Origin of the sequence: Sinorhizobium terangae (assembly GCF_029714365.1) — a bacterium.
Lineage (GTDB): Bacteria > Pseudomonadota > Alphaproteobacteria > Rhizobiales > Rhizobiaceae > Sinorhizobium > Sinorhizobium terangae.
Genome location: NZ_CP121659.1, coordinates 699087 through 717252 on the forward strand (window position 1 = coordinate 699087; position 18166 = coordinate 717252).

The window sequence follows — 18166 nt, forward strand, 5'->3', positions numbered from 1 at the left end:
AACGCCAAATACCGCTTCGGGAGTGCTCGTGGTCAAGGTTTTGAAGCCGCATGCCGATTGGCGATGGCTTCAAGGAAGAGAGAAGGCAAAAGCGAATGTCCAAGATCACACGTCCATCCCTGAAGACGGTTCTGAAAACCTCCACCGTCGCCGGTCTCGCGGCGGTCATGCTGACCAGCGGCCTGCCGGCTCAGATTTCGCAGTCCTTCGCCGAGGCGGTGAAGGCAGAGGCTCCCTCGGTCCCGAGCTTCGCGAATGTCGTCGACGCGGTTTCGCCGGCCGTCGTTTCCGTTCGCGTGCAGTCGCGCGTGAGCACTTCCGAAGATGAATCCAGCAACTTCAGCTTCGACTTCGGCGGCCGCGGCCTCGAAGATCTGCCCGATGATCATCCGCTGAAGCGCTTCTTCCGCGAATTCGGCGGCCCGCGCGGCGACGATCGTGCCGAGCGTCGGCCTGATCGCCGTGGTCCGCGCGACGAGGGTCGCCTTCGCCCCCGCGGCCAGGGTTCCGGTTTCTTCATCAGCGAAGACGGTTACCTGGTGACCAACAACCATGTCGTTGCCGATGGCTCCGCCTTCACGGTCATCCTGAACGACGGAACGGAGCTGGATGCCAAGCTGGTCGGCAAGGACAGCCGTACTGACCTTGCAGTACTCAAGGTCGACGACAAGCGGAAGTTCACCTACGTGAGCTTCGCGGACGACAGCAAGGTACGCGTCGGCGATTGGGTCGTCGCCGTGGGCAACCCGTTTGGCCTCGGTGGAACCGTGACGGCTGGTATTGTCTCCGCTCGCGGCCGCGACATCGGCTCCGGCCCCTATGACGATTACCTGCAGGTCGACGCAGCCGTGAACCGCGGCAACTCCGGTGGTCCGACCTTCAACCTTTCGGGTGAGGTTGTCGGCATCAACACCGCTATCCTGGCCCCCTCGGGCGGTAATGTCGGCATCGCCTTCGCGATCCCTGCATCCGTTGCCAAGGACGTCGTCAACGACCTCATGAAGGACGGCACCGTCTCACGCGGCTGGCTTGGCGTTCAGATCCAGCCGGTAACCAAGGATATCGCCGATTCACTCGGCCTCTCCGAGGCAAGCGGCGCTCTGGTCGTAGAACCGCAGGCCGGTTCTCCGGGAGAAAAGGCCGGGATCAAGAAGGGCGATGTGGTGACGGCACTGAACGGTGAGCCGATCAAGGATCCGCGCGATCTGGCCCGCAAGGTGGCGGCGCTGCGTCCGGGCTCTTCTGCCGACGTGACGCTGTGGCGCGAGGGCAAGTCGCAGAGCGCCAAGCTCGAAATCGGCAACCTGCCAAGCGACACGAGCGACTCCGCGCAGCCGAAGGACGAGCGGTCCGAGCAGCAACCGCCAGCCAGCGATGAAGCGCTTGCCGGTCTCGGTTTGACGGTGACACCTTCCGAGGACGGGACTGGCGTGACAATCGCCTCCGTCGATCCGGACTCGGATGCCGGCGACCGTGGTCTCAAGGAAGGCGAGAAGATCGTCACGGTCAACAATCAGGATGTGAAGTCGGCGGACGACATCCTCAAGGTGATGAACAACGCCAAGAAGGAGGGGCGGACCAAGGCGCTCTTCCAGATCGAATCCGGCGAAGGCAGCCGCTTTGTCGCTCTTCCGATCGATCAGGGTTGATCTCGCGACTATCGAAGGATTGGAGCGGGTCGCCCGCCCCAATCCATTCTGGCGATCACGGTGAATGGATCGGCACAATCCGAAAATCACCATGATCCAAGGGCGCCGCGACATCCGAGTGATTTCGCGGCGTTTCTCCGTCCGGCCGAAGCGACGGTTGCCATGGCGCTGTTGCATGATTGCGTGGATCGAAAATCATGCAGCAATTCAAAGCGCTACAGCGACCATTGCGCGTCTCGTGAGACGGGCGGCGCTGGAGGTGTCGGAACCGAAACCGGTTGAGACAGATAGGGATCCGGGACTATGGTCACGCGCATGAAGATTCTGATTGTTGAAGACGACCTTGAGGCAGCCGCGTATCTGGCGAAGGCATTTCGCGAGGCCGGAATTGTTTCCGATCACGCCAGCGATGGCGAAAGCGGGCTGTTCATGGCGAGCGAGAACGCCTACGACGTGCTGGTCGTCGATCGTATGCTGCCACGCCGCGACGGTCTGTCGCTGATCACCGAATTGAGACGGCGCGACATCCACACGCCCGTTCTCATCCTTTCGGCGCTCGGCCAGGTGGACGACCGCGTCACGGGCTTGCGCGCCGGCGGCGACGATTATCTTCCGAAGCCTTACGCTTTCAACGAGCTTCTCGCTCGGGTGGAGGTACTCGGTCGCCGCAAGGGCGCGCCCGAACAGGATATGGTCTACCGCGTCGGCGACCTCGAACTGGACCGGCTCGCTCACTCGGTTCGACGGCAGGGCAAGGAGATTCCGTTGCAGCCACGCGAATTCCGGCTGCTCGAATACCTCATGAAGAATGCGGGCCAGGTCGTGACGAGGACGATGCTGCTTGAAAACGTGTGGGATTACCATTTCGATCCGCAAACCAATGTCATTGACGTGCACGTCTCGCGTCTGCGCTCGAAGATCGAAAAGGACTTCGACATGCCGCTCCTGAGGACGGTGCGTGGCGCCGGCTACATGATCAAGGACGACCGGACTGAGACATGAGCAAACTCAGGGTTCTGTTCAGAACGACGGCAGTCCGGCTCTCCGCACTCTACCTTGTTCTCTTTTCCCTCTGCGCGGTCTTCCTCGTCTTCTACGTGACAGGTATGTCCGAGCGCCTGCTGGAGCAGCAGACGCGCGATGCCATCGCCGCCGAAGTGGGTCAGATCGAAGCCGTCTATGAGCGCGCCGGCATGAATGGCCTGCTTCGCTCGCTCGAACGGCGTGCACGCCAGCCGGGCGCAAATCTTTATGTGATCGCCGGCCCGAGCGGAGAAATCCTCGCCGGCAACGTGGCTGGTCTGCAGCCAGGGCTGCTCGACGACGAAGGCTGGAAGTCGGAGCCGTTTCGTTACCGGCGGTTCGCCGACGAAAGCCGCGGGGAGAGCCACGTGGCGCTTGCCCAGGTTCTGATGCTCGACAACGGGCTCAGAATTCTCGTTGGTCACGACCTTCAGGAGCCGGAGAAGTTTCGCGTGCTCGTGCGACAGGCATTGGTCGTCGCGCTTGGCGTGATGGGGCTCGGTGCCCTCGTCATCTGGTTCGGCATTGGCCGCAACGCGCTGAAGCGTATCGACCGTATGTCCGAGGCCAGCACGAAGATCATGGCGGGCGATCTCTCGCAGCGTCTGCCGACGAGCGGTTCGGGCGACGAGTTCGACCGGCTGTCGGAATCGCTCAACGCGATGCTCGGGCGGATTGAGAAGCTCAACGAAGGGCTGAGACAGGTCTCCGATAACATTGCGCACGATCTCAAGACTCCGCTGACGCGCTTGCGCAACAAGGCCGAAGCTGCACTCTCCAGCAAGGGGGACAGTGGCCAAACTGGCGCGCTTGAGGAAATCATCGCCGAGTCGGACCAGTTGATCCGTACGTTCAACGCGTTGCTGATGATCTCCCGGGTCGAGGCGGGTTCCGCCGTCGCCGAAATGAGCGATGTCGACCTCTCCCAGATCGTCGCCGATTGGGTCGAGCTTTACGAACCGGCAGCCGAAGACAATGCCTTGAAGCTGGAAGCGGATATCCTGCCGGGCGTCGTGATCTCGGGCAATCGCGAGTTGATCGGACAGGCGCTGGGAAACCTGATGGACAATGCGATCAAATATGCCGAGGGAGCAGCAAATCCTCTGATCCAGGTGGCGATGACGAAGAGCGGCAATGAGGCGGTGCTGACGGTCGCTGATCACGGCCCCGGCATCCCCGAAGACATGTATCGCGAAGTGCTGAAGCGCTTTGTCCGTCTGGATGAAAGCCGCTCGAAGCCCGGGACCGGTCTTGGTCTCTCGCTTGTCGAGGCAGTGATGGAGATGCATCGAGGCTCGCTCACGCTCAGTGCGACCGAGCCGAACACCGAGGATGGCAAAGGATTGACGGTGCGCATGGTTTTCCCGGCTCGTACAACCTGATAGACCGGTCATGAGATCGGGAGGAGGTGTTGATGCTGGAAACGGACGAGCGGCGTCTGGCCGATATCGAAGTGGTTCCGATCCGTCCGACAAGCCAGGCGGATGCAAAGGCCGCCTTGTCCGTTTTGAAGGATGTCGCCAAAGGACACGATCGAATCGCCGATTTGCTGGCGTCTAATGGGCCGCTCAAGGACTTCGTCGTCTCGGCGCTCGCGCTCTCACCGTTTTTAAGGGATACGACTGGCAGCCATCCGGCGGTTCTCGAAGATCTGCTCGCCACGCCTCTGTCCGAGTTCCTGAAGCGCCGGATCGAGGCAGCCCGGTCAGCCTGGCAACCCGAACCGACGACCGCTGCCCTGCCGGATGGGGAAATCATGTCCAGGCTGCGCAGGGCAAAGCGCGAAATGGCCTTCGCCGTCGCACTGGCGGATCTGTCGCGGCTTTTCGACGGTCGGGAAACCACGCGCTGGCTGAGCGATTTCGCGTCTGCCGCCGTCGCCGCCGCGATCGATCACCTGCTCCTTGGCGCCCATGAAAGCGGCAAGCTCAAACTGAAAGACGCGTCGGAGCCGAGCGTCGGCTCAGGGGTTGTCGTTCTGGGGATGGGCAAGCTCGGTGCTTGCGAACTCAACTATTCCTCCGACATTGACCTCGTCATCTTCTATGATCCGCAGTCCGGCATCATTGTCGACCGGGACGGCGCTTCGGAAATCTTCGCGCGTCTGCTGAGGCGCTTGATTCGCATCCTGCAGGAACGGACCGGCGACGGTTATGTCTTCCGCACGGATCTGCGCCTGCGCCCCGATCCGGGCTCGACGCCGCTCGCGATCTCGATCGAAGCGGCGATGCTCTACTACGAGAGCAGGGGGCAGAACTGGGAGCGTGCCGCCTTCATCAAGGCGCGACCGGTTGCCGGCGACCTGGAGGTCGGCGAGCGCTTCCTGCGGGAGCTGACACCGTTCGTTTTCCGCAAATACCTCGACTATGCGGCCATTGCCGATATTCATTCGATCAAGCGACAGATCCACGCGCACAAGGGACATGGCGAAATCGCCGTCAAGGGTCACAACATCAAGCTCGGTCGCGGCGGCATCCGCGAGATCGAGTTTTTCGTCCAAACGCAGCAATTGATCGCCGGCGGCCGCATGCACGAGCTTCGGTTGCGCGCAACGGAGCCGATGCTGCAAGCACTGGTGAAGGCCGGATGGATCGATCAGTCGACCGCCGATGAGCTGGTCGATGCCTACTGGTTCCTGCGCAACGTCGAGCACCGGATCCAGATGGTGCGCGATGAACAGACGCACGTCCTGCCGGAGACGGAGGCAGATCTCAAGCGGATTGCCTACATGCTCGGCTTCGAAGATACCGCGTCCTTCTCAACGGAGCTGTCGCGTGTGTTGCGGACGGTTGAGCGACGTTATGCGCAGTTGTTCGAGCAGGAGGCAAAGCTTTCGACCGAGACCGGAAATCTGGTCTTCACCGGACAACAGGACGACCCGGACACGCTGGAGGCCCTCAAAAGGCTCGGCTTCCAGCGCCCGTCCGACATAGCGAGGACGATTCGCACGTGGCACTACGGGCGCTATCGGGCAACGCAGTCGGTGGAAGCGCGCGAGCGGCTGACCGAGCTGACGCCGGAGCTCCTGCGTGTATTCGGCGAAAGCAGGCGGGCTGACGAGGCACTGCTGCGGTTCGACCATTTCATTTCCGGTCTGCCGGCAGGTATCCAGCTCTTTTCGCTGCTCGGCAACAATCCGAGGCTCCTGTCGCTGATCGTCAACATCATGTCGTCTGCCCCTCGGCTGGCGGACATCATCGCCGCAAGACCTCATGTCTTCGACGGCATGCTGGATCCGGGGCTGCTCGCGGAGCTGCCGACACGGGAATATCTCGCACCGAGGATCGCAAATTTCGTTGCTGGCGGCCGTCACTACGAGGAGGTGCTGGACCGCCTGCGCATCATCGCCGCCGAACAGCGTTTCCTGATCGGCATAAGGCTATTGACCGGTGCCATTTCCGGCATCCAGGCAGGGCGCGCTTTCACCGATCTAGCCGACCTCATCATCGCCGCGGCGCTCGACGCGGTGATGGAGGAAGTCCGCGCGGCGCATGGACGCTTTCCAGGGGGCAGGGTCGCCGTCGTCGGCATGGGCAAGCTCGGCAGCCACGAGTTGACGGCCGGCTCCGACGTCGATCTCATCCTGCTCTACGACTATGACGGCGACGCGGGGCAGTCCGACGGCGCCAAGCCGCTCGATCACGTGCGCTATTTCACCCGACTGACGCAGCGGCTGATCGCGGCGCTTTCCGCACCGACCGCCGAGGGCATCCTTTACGATGTCGACATGCGGCTGCGGCCGTCGGGAAACAAGGGGCCCGTGGCAACCCGCATCACGGCCTTCGCCAAATACCAGCGTGGAGAGGCCTGGACCTGGGAACACCTGGCGCTGACGCGCGCACGCTGTATCTGCGGCGATGAAAGCCTGATCAGCGAGGCGGAAGCGATTTTCGGCGAGGTCCTTTCTCAAAAGCGTGACATCGGGAAGGTCCGCAAGGACGTGGAGGAGATGCGCGACCTGATCGACAAGGAGAAGCCGCCGAACGACATCTGGGATTTCAAACTCATTCCCGGCGGCCTCGTCGATATCGAGTTCATCGCGCAATACCTCGCCCTGATTGCGCCGGCAAAAGGCGTGACGCCGCCGCCGGCGGGCACGCACACGCTTGAAGCGTTGAAGAGCCTCGGCGCGGCCATGATGGATGCGAACGATCTGGATGTAGCCGTCGACGCGTTGACGCTTTTCACCGAAGTCTCGCAGATCGTGCGCCTCTGCATCGACGGGGATTTCGACCCGAAGGATGCCCCCGCTGGCCTGGTCGATCTCGTTTGCGGGGCAGGGGACTATCCGGACCTGAAGCACCTCGAGGCGGATATCCGAAGCCTCTCGAAAGCGGTCCGTGGGATTTTCCAATCCGTCGTCGTTCAGTGAACGGCAATGCGTCGTCGCGTTGTTTCAGACGCCAACGCGGTCGGGAATGCGCACGGATATGATCGTGCCGACGTTTTCGGCGGAGTGGATCTTCATCGTTCCACCGTGAAGGCGCGTCAGCGAGCGGGAAATCGCAAGCCCGAGGCCTGAACCGCCCTTGCTCTTGGCGTACTGGCTCTGCACCTGCTCGAACGGCTGGCCAATCTTCTGCAATGCATCCTTCGGAATACCGATGCCGGAATCGGCGATGGTCAGCGTGACTGCCCCGGTGACCTTGCGGGCCCTTAGCGAGATCCGGCCCCCTTCATTGGTGAATTTGACGGCGTTCGAAAGCAGGTTCAGCAGCACCTGTTTCATCGCACGGCGGTCGGCGACCATGGTGAGGCCTGAGGAAATTTGCTGAACGACGCGGATGTTCTTCTGCTCGGCTGGAATGGTGGTGAAGCGAAGCGTCTCTTCGATCAGTGGAGCGAGATCGATCGTCTCGCGCGTGATGCGCATGTGGCCTGCCTCGATCTTTGACATGTCGAGGATGTCGTTGATGACGTTGAGCAGGTGTTTGCCGCTTTCGAAGATGTCGCGCGAATACTCGTGATATTTCTCGGATCCGAGCGGACCGAACATCTGGTTTTGAAGGATCTCCGAAAAGCCGAGAATGGCGTTCAGCGGCGTGCGCAATTCATGCGACATGTTCGCCAGAAATTCGGACTTGGCCCGGTTCGCGGCTTCCGCACGCTCCTTCTCCGCCTGATAGTTGGCGTTGGCGACAGAAAGCTCGGCCTTCTGCTGTTCCAGCGTGATGCGTGATGCCGAAAGGTCGCCGATCGTTGCCATAAGCCGGCGCTCGGATTCGCGCAGGCGCACCTGGTGGCGCTTGAGCAGCGTGATGTCGGTGCCGACAGAAACCAGACCGCCATCGCGCGTGCGGCGTTCATTGATCTGAAGCCACCGCTCGTCGGCAAGCTGCACCTCGCTTGTCTGCGAGTGATTGCTGCGATCCGGATCCGCCACCCGCCGCTCGACGACCGGTCGTGCCGCGGCGGCATAGACGACTGTTCGCTCGGTGCCGGGCACGAGCACGTGATCCGGCAATTGATAGGCCTCTTGATAATGGGTGTTGCACATGACGAGGCGGTCGTGCTTGTCCCAGAGCACGAAGGCCTCCGACGTGCACTCGATCGCATCGGCCAGTCGCTGATCCGCTTCCGCGTAGCGCTGGGCAAGGCGGTGTTGCTCGGTAACGTCCATGGCGATGCCGATCAGGTGGGTGCGCCCCGAGACGGTGCGGATGACCTGGGCACGCGCGCGCAGCCACACGTAATGGCCGTCGGCATGGCGCATGCGAAACACTTGGTCGATCTGGCGCGCGTTATCCCGCGCGATCGCCCGCGCCACGCTGTAGATGCCACGATCCTCCGGATGCATCAGCCGCGCAGCGTCGCCGAAGGACAGCACGCTGCTGTCGCCTGGCATGCCCAGCATCTCGTACATCGACCGCGACCAGAAAAGGCGCCGGTTGGCGAGGTCGAAATGCCACAGGCCGCAGCGACCGCGCGAGAGCGCGGTTTCAACGCGCAGGTTCGATTCGGCGAATACCGCATCGGCATCGCGCGCGCGCTTTGCCTGAATGTAATAGGCATAGAGCACGACGAGCAGGATCGCCGAGATGCCTGCAAACAGGGTGACATTGAGCGAAACTTCGTCGCGCCACGCCGTTTCGAGTTCGGCGATCGGTATTGCCGCCAGAATGACGCCAGCGGCTTCCGGAAGCTGCGTCAAGGCAACGAGGTGGGCGACATCGCCGATTGACGTCTCCATCACGCTCGATCCCTCGCCGTAATACTGCAACGAGGCGAGGTCCGGAGCGATCGATGCCAGCGTGCGTCCGATGAAATGCACCCCTTCGGGCGTGCTTGCGAATATCCGTCCGTCCTTGCGAACCGTCAGCAGGAACATGCCGCCGTCGAGCGTGTCCGCAGGAAGATATTCGCCGAGCCGCTGTTCGGCGTCCCATCGCCGGCCGTCGGCAAAAAGTGTCGCGCCATCGGCGTGGAAGGCGGCGGCAGCCGCGGCCGCCGCGAGGCCGACGGCCTGCCGGGAACTGCCCTCCATCCGGGCGTGTTCGCCCATGATGCCTGACATGCGGGAAATAGCCACGATGACCAGGAAAGCGATGATCAGGACGGGAATGGATCGCTTGAGAATAGGCTCGGCGCTTGCGAGCCGCTGCGATGCGGGCTCGGCAAACAGCTTTGCCTGCTCGATGAACTCCCGCTCCAGGCTGGAAAGGCCCGGAAACTTGAGTCGCAACCGCCCGTCGGCTGCGCTTCCCCGTCGCGCGTCCGCCATCTTTCCCAATCTTGTCATCCTCGAAAGCGCCCGGCATTCCCAATGAATGTGCCGAAGACGCCTGATCCGCTAGATCTGAGACATTGAGCCGCCCCAACGTTTGGCCGGGGAATGGTTGCCTCAGTGATTCGGCGCGCCGCTCGCCCGAATCTGACTCAATGAATCACAGGGCGATTCGCCTTGTCCAGAGGGAATGGTAAAGATTTCTTAACCAATTCTCATCGTTGGAAAATCACAGGCCGGATTACCGTTGCGGCTTCGGCTCTCTTTCTCTCAGATGAGCTTTAGTTCATTGGAATCGTTCATGGCGGCATTACGGCGCCGCCCGTCCAATCGGACGCGCACAGGTCGCTGCAGCCCTTTGAGCTGCTGATTCCTTAAATCGATTTCGATTTAAGGAACCATGCAGTAGCCCGATTCGAGCCAATGCTGCCGTGATCGCTGTGCACGAGAGCCGTCAGGCCTCCAGCATGCGGTCGACGATATCGCCGACATCTGCGGACAGGTTGGCCGCGCCGGCGATCTCCGCAAGCGCGTTGCGGGCATGATCCGATCGAACTTTCTCCAGCGAACGCCAGGAGCGCATCGACGTCAGAATGCGCGCCGCGAGCTGCGGATTGCGCGGATCAATGTCGAGAATCTGTCGGGCAAGGAAGCGATAGCCTTCGCCATCGGCCCGATTGAACCCGGTCGGGTTGGAGAAGGCGAACGTTCCGACCAGCGAGCGGACACGGTTTGGATTGTTGCCGTTGAAGAGCGGATCGGACATCAGCGTCTTGACGCGATCGAGGGTCTTGGGGCCGGGAACCGTCGCCTGGATCGCAAACCATTTGTCGATGACGAGGGCGTTGTCCGCAAAACGTTGTTTGAAATGAGCGAGGGCCTCGGCCGTCTCTTTCGCATCCGGGAAACGATGTGCCAGCAACGTCAGCGCGATGCTGAGATCGGTCATGTTGTTGGCGGCACGGAATGCCTCGGCCGCCCTTTCCGGCCCCTTGTCACCATAGACGAGGAAGGAAAGGGCGCTGTTGCACAATGCTCGACATCCGGCGCTGGTGGCGTCCGGGCTGAATGGGCCTGGGGCTGCCATGTCTTCCATCAGCCGGTTGAAGGTATCCCGTCCGGCTGCGGCGATACCGGCCAGGATCTGTTGACGGCCGGTGTGAATGGCATCCGGGTCATTGTCGCTGCCGATTTCCCGGGCGATGTCGGATTCACTCGGCAGCGTCAGGGCCTGCGAGCGGAACGCCGGCTCCAGCCGGTGATCCGCCGCCGCGGCAATCAGGCCGGCGACGAGGGCGTTGTCGCAGACAACCGGTTGGCCGTTGCGCGCCTGCGTGGTGGCGGCAACCAGATTGTCGAGCGCAATGGCATTCAGTGCCTGCCAGCGAGCAAAGAGATCGATCTCGTGGCGCGCGATCAGTGCGCGGTCCCCGGCGCTCTGCTCGATGTGGAGGTTGATCGGCGCCGAGAACCCGCGGTTCAAGGACGGCACCGGGCGCGACGGAATGCCCGAGAATGAAACCGTCTGCTTGCGTTTGGTGAGATGGATGACATCTTCCGTGATGTCGGCGCCCGAAACCGACGCGGCTTTCGCTTCGCTGCCGTCCTCAAGCAGGAGTCCGAGCCGCAACGGAATATGCATGGGCTCCTTGGTGCTCTGACCCGGCGTCGGGGGTACCGTCTGCTCAAGCGAAAGCGAAAAAGTCTGCTTGTCGGCATCGTAGGATCCCGATGCGGTGACGAGCGGCGTTCCCGCCTGGTGATACCAGAGCGAAAATTGCTTGAGGTTGCGCCCGCTGGCGTCCTCGAAACAGGCAACGAAATCTTCGATCGTCACCGCCTGACCGTCGTGACGGTCGAAATAGAGATCCATGCCCTTCTTGAAGAGGTCGCGGCCGAGGATGGTGGCGATCATCCGCGTCACCTCGGAGCCCTTTTCATAGACGGTAGTCGTGTAGAAGTTGTTGATTTCACGATATTTCGTCGGGCGTACCGGATGGGCGAGGGGGCCGGCATCCTCCGGAAACTGCTCCGACTTCAGGTGACGTACCTCGGCGATGCGCTTGACGGCGCGTGAACGCATGTCCGCTGAAAATTCATGGTCGCGGAAGACGGTCAGGCCTTCCTTGAGGCAGAGCTGAAACCAGTCGCGGCAGGTGATGCGGTTGCCGGTCCAGTTGTGAAAATATTCGTGCGCGATGATCGCTTCGATATTGGCGTAGTCCGCGTCCGTCGCTGTTTCCGGGTCGGCGAGCACGTACTTGTCGTTGAAGACGTTGAGCCCCTTGTTCTCCATGGCGCCCATGTTGAAGTCGGAGACCGCGACGATCATGAAGATGTCGAGGTCATATTCGCGGCCGAAAACCTCCTCGTCCCACTTCATCGAGCGCTTCAGTGCGTCCATTGCATAGGAGGCACCGGCCTCCTTGCCATGCTCGACATAAATCCTGAGGGCGACCGTGCGGCCGGAGGCCGTCGTAAACGTGTCTTCCACGACGCCGAGGTCGCCAGCGACCAGCGCGAAAAGATAGCTCGGCTTCGGGTGCGGATCGAACCACGCCGCAAAATGACGGCCGTCGCCCATGTCGGCGCCACCGAGATGATTGCCGTTAGAGAGCAGCAGCGGTGTCGTCGCCTTGTCGGCGATGATGTTGACCGTGTAGACGGCGAGCACATCGGGTCGGTCGGGAAAGTACGTGATGCGGCGGAACCCCTCCGCCTCGCATTGGGTGCAGTAGACGTTGTTGGTGCGGTAGAGACCCATCAGCTTGGTGTTGGTCTCGGGCGAGAGCAGGGTTGTTATCGTGATCTCGAAGGGGGCCGTCTCCGGCAGCCCGCGGATCGTCAACGTATCGTCCGTGGCGTCAAAATGCGTTGGCGGTATTTCCACCTGATCGAGCAACAGGCCGGTCATGCGCAATTCGTCGCCGTCGAGGACCAGCGGCGCCGCCGGGCTTACCCCCTCGCGCCGGTGGAAAATGAGGCGCGCTTCGACCTTTGTTTCCTTCGGGTCGAGCTCGAAGGTCAGATCCACTCTCTCTAGAACGAAGTCGGTCGGCCGGTAGTCTTCCAGATGAATGGTCTGGCCCGTATTTGTCCGCATGGTCAGTCTCGCTCGCGCCTTCGTTGTACATTCGATTTGTAAAGGGCGCCTGTGATGGTGAAAAGCCCAAGGGGCGAAAAGCGAAACTTTGCCACATCATTGTGATGCCGGCGACCGCACCGGCGGACAAGACGTGGCTTCCGGTATTCTTCCCGTTCCCTTATCGATCAGTGGTTTATAGAAGCGTCACTAACAAGAACTAAATCGGCAAGGACTTTTTCGCGCTTGCTAAAAAATCTCGCAGAGCCCGAGCCGCGATGGCGGACGCATCACGAAAAAATGCTTGCCATCAAGAAATTTGATCCATATTCCGCCCCCGCATCGCTAGAGTGAGCGCGACCTTCCTGCGGCTTTCCTGCCGCGTCTTCCTCGGCCGAAATTCTCCTGCATTGGCCGGCGGCATTTGAAAAGTGCGTTTGATGGATGCGGACATCCAAAGCCCGATGAAGGGAATCCTGTTCAAGGTACTTTCCGTCGTCATCTTCGTTTGCATGTCCACTTGCATCAAGGCTGCCGGTGACGACATCGCCACCGGCCAAATTACCTTCTACCGTTCCGCCTTTGCGATGGTGCCGATCCTGGCTTTCCTGGCGCTTCGCGGCCAGGTGCGTGATGCGTTCAGGACCAAGAACCTGATAGGACATCTGGCGCGCGGCTTTGTCGGCATCCTTTCGATGAGCTGCGGCTTCTATGGGCTCGTCCACCTGCCGCTGCCGGAGGCGATCGCGATCGGCTACGCGATGCCGCTGCTTGCCGTCATCTTTGCCGCCGTTTTTCTCCGCGAGACTGTGCGGCTCTACCGGTGGTCAGCGGTCGTTATCGGGCTCACGGGCGTGCTGATCATCACCTGGCCCCGGCTGACGCTGTTCAAGAATGGAGAGTTCGGCTCGTCCGAGGCGCTTGGTGCAGCGGCGGTACTGGCTTCGGCGGCGCTTGGGGCGATGGCGATGGTGCTGGTGCGCAAGCTCGTCAAGTTCGAGCGAACGCACACGATCGTGCTTTACTTCTCCCTGTCGGCGTCGGTGTTTTCACTTGCGACACTGCCCTTCGGCTGGCCGGCAATGTCGTGGACGTCCTTTCTGCTGCTGATGGTCGCCGGCTTCTGCGGAGGCGTCGCACAGATCCTGCTGACGGAAAGCTACCGTCACGCCGACATGTCGACGATCGCGCCGTTCGAGTACACGTCGATCGTACTGGGTATTGCCGTCGGTTATTTTCTCTTCGGTGACATACCGACGGGAACCATGTTGGCGGGCACGGCAATCGTTGTCTCGGCCGGCATCTTCATCATCTTTCGCGAGCATCAACTGGGTTTGGAGCGCAGGGGCGCTCGCAAGCACGTGACACCCCAAGGCTGATGATGCTCGTGATCCCTATTCCGGCTGCCTTTCCCAAATGGGAACAGTGTCGTCGCTGATGAGCGCATCCGCATCCGCCTGCTGGGGGATCGGGCTGGTCACGTCCGGACCGGGTGTCGGCAGGACCGTGGTCGCCTGGAAGTCGGTCTTGGCGACGAGCCCCACGTGCTGGTCGCGCCTGAGAATGCGCCAGGCGGCATAACCACCGTAAAGCGCGAAGTAGACGGCGAGAACGATGAACAGTGCCGCGGGACCGAAGCGGTCCATCACCGGACCCACCATCAGCGGTCCGGCAATGGTACCGATGCCATAAGTGATCATCAGGCCCGAGGAGATTTCCACATATTCGTTCGGGCGGGCGAGGTCGTTGGCGTGCGCGACATTGAGTGCATAGATCGGAAAGAGCACGCTGCCGATGCAGGCGGCGACGAGATAAAGCACCGTCGGGCTGTTGCTGATCGAAACCGACATGACGAGGCAGGAGATGACGCCGACGATCCCGCAGGCGACCATGACGATACGCCGGTCCATTCGGTCCGAAGCGCGGCCGATCGGTATCTGCGAGAGGGCGCTGCCCGTGAGCAGCGACGCAAGCAGCGTGGCGCCCTCGGCAGTCGAAAGCCCGATCCTCTGCGTAAAGACGCCGCCGAGATTGAGCCAGGCGCCGGAAAGCGCGCCGGCGAGAACGCCGCCGACGACGGCCACCGGCGAGCGGCGAAACAGGCCCGGAATGTCGAACTTCGCCTGTGCCGGCGGCGCCGGCATGGGCGAGGAGGAAAGCGCCGTCGGCAGCAGCGCCAGCGAAAACAGAACCCCGCAAAGAATGAACAGCGAGGTGTTGGTCGGATCGCCGAGCGGTACCAGATATTGCCCACCGATGGTCCCGACCATGGTTGTGATGAGGTAGAGCGAAAAGAGCAGACCTCGGTTTTCGTTCGTCACACGCTCGTTGAGCCAACTCTCGATGACGAGATAGCTTCCTGAAATGGCAAAGCCTGAAATCGCCCGGAAGGCGATCCAGGCGCGCCAGTCGACGATGAGCCCGCACATCAGGATGGCAATGGAGAGCAGAGTGATCAGCGCCGTAAAGACGCGGACATGCCCGACGCGCAGCACGAATCTCGGTGTGACAATGCAGGAGAGCGTGAAGCCGAGCGTGTATCCGGTGGCGAAGATCGAGACCGTGAGCGTGGACCAGCTTTCAGCCACGGAGCGCACCGGAATGACGTAGCTCTGCAGCCCGAAAGCCACCATCATCAGCAAGGTGGAGAGCATCAGGCTGAAAACGGAAGCGAGACTGGCCAGCATCGGCGCTCCTGGACATTGCTGGCGTCGTCTTCAGCCGTTGCGGAGAAACGCCCGGGGCACGGGAAGGAGCGGTCGATCGGACGTTCGCCAGCTCACTCCGCGGATCGGAATGAGTGTGGCTTTATCGCAATCTTTTGACGCTGTCGATTGCGACAGTCGATGGCGAAAAGAAGCAGGAGAAGGATTAGTTCGGTAGCAGCGGGCTGACGGCAACACGGTGAGCGCGCCGCGAGTCCTTGATTGTACTCAAGCGGCTGTATTCGCGCGAGGCACGTACGGCTGTGCCGATGTCGGAGATCGTGTCGAGCAAAACCCGAATGCTGCCGAGCGGGTTGGACATGATCCTTCTCCTTCTCTGCGATCCAGAATGCGCGTTGCGGAGCTGAATGCTCCGCGCGATCGTCAGCGTTGGATGAATTCGGCGTAGATCTGGGCCGGGCGGCGCGTTGTCCGGGTAAGGCCGATCGCGGTCATCTGCTCGTTGGCTGCCGTGCCGAAAGTGTTGAATGGTGTCCGCAGCGCGGCGCCGGCATGGCGGAGCGTCTCAAAGCTGCTGTGAATCGGACGAAAGCGGGCAGTCATGGTTCATTTCCTTTTCCATTCCTCCCACATGCCCATATTGCGATGCAGCATCGATTTTGCAACGCATTAAAACGCGGCGCTGGCATGCGCAATTCGCATGGCTTTTTTCACCATTTATTCATGAATGGGCACGGAACTTGTTAGGCGTTGATCTTCGCCTTGAAGACGAGCAGATCCTGCCAGGCAAACCGCTTGTTGACCGGAGCGGTCACGAGATCCTGGGGATGCAGGGTTGCCAGTGCCGGAACACGGTGGCCGCCTGCGGAAAGCTCGCGCCATTCCCCGCGCAATTGATGGATCGTATCGGCACCGCCGAAGAAGAAGCGCGCCGTGAAGTTTCCGAGAAGCAGCAATTGCTTCGGCTCGGCGAGTGCGATCTGTCGCTCGATGAAGGGGCGGCAGATATCCGCTTCGCGGCCCGAAGGCACGCGATTTCCCGGCGGACGCCAAGGTACGACATTGGTCAGCAGCACATCCTGCCGGGCGAGGCCGATTCCCAAAAGCATACGCTCGAGCATCTCGCCCAGCCTGCCGGCGAATGGCTGACCATCGCGATCATCGTCCGCATAGGGCATCGGTCCAATGATCATGATCCCGGATGCGGGATCGCCCTCGGCGAAGACGAGATTGCGGGCGCTGTTTTTCAGGTTGCAATGGTTGAAGGATTCCATTGCCGTTCTGAGTTCCGGCAACGAGCGCGCTGTTTCCGCGGCGAATTGCGCCTCCTTAATGGCCTGCTCGTCGGGAATCGCCACCGACGGAGGGGAGGCCGCCGGTGCTGCGGGAGCGGCGCTGCGGGACTGCGCGGGTGCCGCTTGCTGCGCTCCCGCACCTTGCCTTTGGCCGGTGCCCGTCGGAGCGCTTTGCGGGGCGCTGCGCGCCTCAGCGCGCTTCGCCTTCATCGCCTCGAACTCTGCGAACCGGTCGACGGCTTCGTCTTCCAACAACCATTCGACGCCCGCATCCGCATGGAAGGCGAGAAGGGCGGCAAGCTCTGCCGGGGAAAGGTGGTTGGCCGGGATCATGAGGCGAACTTAGCAGATCGGCGTGAGCGGTCCAGCGACATCAAGCGGCTTCAGCCGTCCAGGTCGCGATGTCCTGCCGCTCGCCGATCAATGCCAGCCCATGTGCGATCGACAGGAGTTCTCCGCCGCTTTCGATCTTTGACCGGTCGAAACGGTTGTCGACGACTCGCCTTACCGCCGGCACGAAGGACGTGCCGCCCGTAAGGAATACCTTGTCGATCGCTGCCGGCGCCGTCTCGGTCTTTTCAAGTACCTCATCGAGCGCCTGTTCGATGCGGGCAAGGTCAGGCGCGATCCAGGTCTCGAAGTCGGCGCGTCGAACCGTCCGGCGAGCCCGCTCCCCGAGCGGCGCAAAGAAGAACTCGGTTTCTTCCTCCTGCGACAGTCGCATCTTGGTGGCCGAAACCGCCTGGTAGAGCGGGTAACCTTCGTCGTGCTCGATCAGATCCACGAAGGCTTCGAGTTTTTCCGGCTCAAGGCTCGCCCGGACAAGTTTCTTCAGCTCGGAAAAGTCCTTCAACGTCTTGAAGATCGACAGCTGGTTCCAGCGGCCGAAATTGGCGTAGTAGCTCGATGGCACTTCAAGCAGCTTGTCGAAGCTCTTGAACAGACTCCCCTTTCCGATGAGCGGCGAGACGATATTGTCGATGATGCGGAAATCGAAATGGTCGCCGGCGATGCCGACGCCGGAATGCCCGACCGGCGTCGCCGTCAGCCGGCCGCCCTCGCTCTCGAAGCGGATGATTGAATAGTCGGTCGTGCCACCGCCGAAATCGGCGACGAGCACCGTCGCGTCCCTGTCGAGCGTTCGTGCAAAATAGAAGGCGGCCGCGACCGGTTCGTAGACATAGTGGATTTCCGGAAAGTCAAAGCGTGCCAAGGCGCGATTGTAACGCTCGAGTGCCAGCGTCTCGTCCGGGTTTGCGCCCGCAAACTGCACCGGACGCCCGACGACGATGCGTTTCAGCTCGTTGCTCCATTCGCTGCCGGCATAGTCCCTCAGCCGCGCGAGGAACGCATACATGAGGTCCTCGAAATCGTGCCGCTTGGCGAAGACCAGCGTGCCCTGGAACAACGCGCTCGCTGCGAAGGTCTTGATCGACTGGAGGAAGCGGCATTCGCCGGGATTGTCGATGAATTCCCGGATCGCCGCCTGTCCCGCTTCGATCTGTAACGGCCCGCGGTCTGCTTTCTTCAGAAACGAAAGTGCCGTCCGCGTCGTGTCGGATTTGCCGGTAGAGCTTTCGACGACGACGGAGCGAGTCGATACACCCTGTGACAATGCCAGCACGGAATTGGTTGTGCCGAAATCGAGACCGAGGGCGGATGCCATGACTTTCTCCGTGTCTTGAGCAGGCCGAGGAAAATGTGCGCGGTTTTTCCGGCGTTGCGTT

12 protein-coding genes are annotated in these 18166 nt (G+C 61.4%); 5 read left to right on the top strand and 7 right to left on the bottom strand.

What is annotated here, in order from left to right; all coding sequences use genetic code 11:
• The first annotated feature begins 95 nt into the window (after nucleotides 1-95).
• The 4 genes from QA637_RS03310 to QA637_RS03325 all read left to right on the top strand — a co-directional run bounded on the left by QA637_RS03310 (nucleotide 96) and on the right by QA637_RS03325 (nucleotide 7044).
• Entirely contained in the window at nucleotides 96-1649 is a 1554-nt protein-coding gene (locus QA637_RS03310; protein ID WP_283063403.1) for a Do family serine endopeptidase, read from the top strand.
• Between the two features lie 303 nt (nucleotides 1650-1952).
• Nucleotides 1953-2651: a response regulator transcription factor gene (locus QA637_RS03315; protein ID WP_153442097.1), complete on the top strand. Its 699-nt coding sequence runs from the start codon at nucleotides 1953-1955 to the stop codon at nucleotides 2649-2651.
• Complete coding sequence (locus QA637_RS03320; RefSeq protein ID WP_283063405.1) at nucleotides 2648-4054, top strand: sensor histidine kinase; 1407 nt, start codon at nucleotides 2648-2650, stop codon at nucleotides 4052-4054. Before QA637_RS03315 ends, QA637_RS03320 begins: the two co-directional genes overlap by 4 nt.
• 32 nt (nucleotides 4055-4086) lie before the next feature.
• Complete coding sequence (locus QA637_RS03325; protein ID WP_283063407.1) at nucleotides 4087-7044, top strand: bifunctional [glutamine synthetase] adenylyltransferase/[glutamine synthetase]-adenylyl-L-tyrosine phosphorylase; 2958 nt, start codon at nucleotides 4087-4089, stop codon at nucleotides 7042-7044.
• Nucleotides 7045-7068: 24 nt separating this feature from the next.
• Here the strand turns inward: QA637_RS03325 and QA637_RS03330 are convergent, their stop codons facing one another.
• A complete protein-coding gene (locus tag QA637_RS03330; RefSeq protein WP_283063409.1) occupies nucleotides 7069-9402 on the bottom strand; it encodes a PAS domain-containing sensor histidine kinase in 2334 nt (777 codons plus the stop codon).
• Between the two features lie 448 nt (nucleotides 9403-9850).
• Nucleotides 9851-12499: an aminopeptidase N gene (gene pepN, locus QA637_RS03335; protein ID WP_283063410.1), complete on the bottom strand. Its 2649-nt coding sequence runs from the start codon at nucleotides 12497-12499 to the stop codon at nucleotides 9851-9853.
• A gap of 419 nt (nucleotides 12500-12918) precedes the next feature.
• On the opposite strand from pepN, the gene QA637_RS03340 reads away from it, so the two are divergent.
• Nucleotides 12919-13857 (top strand): DMT family transporter, encoded by a 939-nt coding sequence (locus QA637_RS03340; protein WP_283063411.1) that lies wholly within the window; start codon nucleotides 12919-12921, stop codon nucleotides 13855-13857.
• A 15-nt stretch (nucleotides 13858-13872) separates the two neighbouring features.
• Here the strand turns inward: QA637_RS03340 and QA637_RS03345 are convergent, their stop codons facing one another.
• The 5 genes from QA637_RS03345 to QA637_RS03365 all read right to left on the bottom strand — a co-directional run bounded on the left by QA637_RS03345 (nucleotide 13873) and on the right by QA637_RS03365 (nucleotide 18105).
• Entirely contained in the window at nucleotides 13873-15165 is a 1293-nt protein-coding gene (locus QA637_RS03345) for an MFS transporter (protein WP_283063413.1), read from the bottom strand.
• A gap of 184 nt (nucleotides 15166-15349) precedes the next feature.
• Nucleotides 15350-15505 carry a hypothetical protein gene (locus tag QA637_RS03350; protein WP_283063415.1) on the bottom strand — a complete coding sequence of 52 codons (156 nt, stop codon included), beginning with the start codon at nucleotides 15503-15505 and terminating at the stop codon, nucleotides 15350-15352.
• Between the two features lie 62 nt (nucleotides 15506-15567).
• Nucleotides 15568-15747, bottom strand: coding sequence for a hypothetical protein (locus QA637_RS03355; RefSeq protein WP_136504071.1), 180 nt, complete (start codon nucleotides 15745-15747; stop codon nucleotides 15568-15570).
• A gap of 140 nt (nucleotides 15748-15887) precedes the next feature.
• Nucleotides 15888-16772 (bottom strand): uracil-DNA glycosylase, encoded by an 885-nt coding sequence (locus tag QA637_RS03360; RefSeq protein WP_283063420.1) that lies wholly within the window; start codon nucleotides 16770-16772, stop codon nucleotides 15888-15890.
• Between the two features lie 40 nt (nucleotides 16773-16812).
• Nucleotides 16813-18105: an Hsp70 family protein gene (locus QA637_RS03365; RefSeq protein ID WP_283063422.1), complete on the bottom strand. Its 1293-nt coding sequence runs from the start codon at nucleotides 18103-18105 to the stop codon at nucleotides 16813-16815.
• Nucleotides 18106-18166 lie beyond the last annotated feature (61 nt).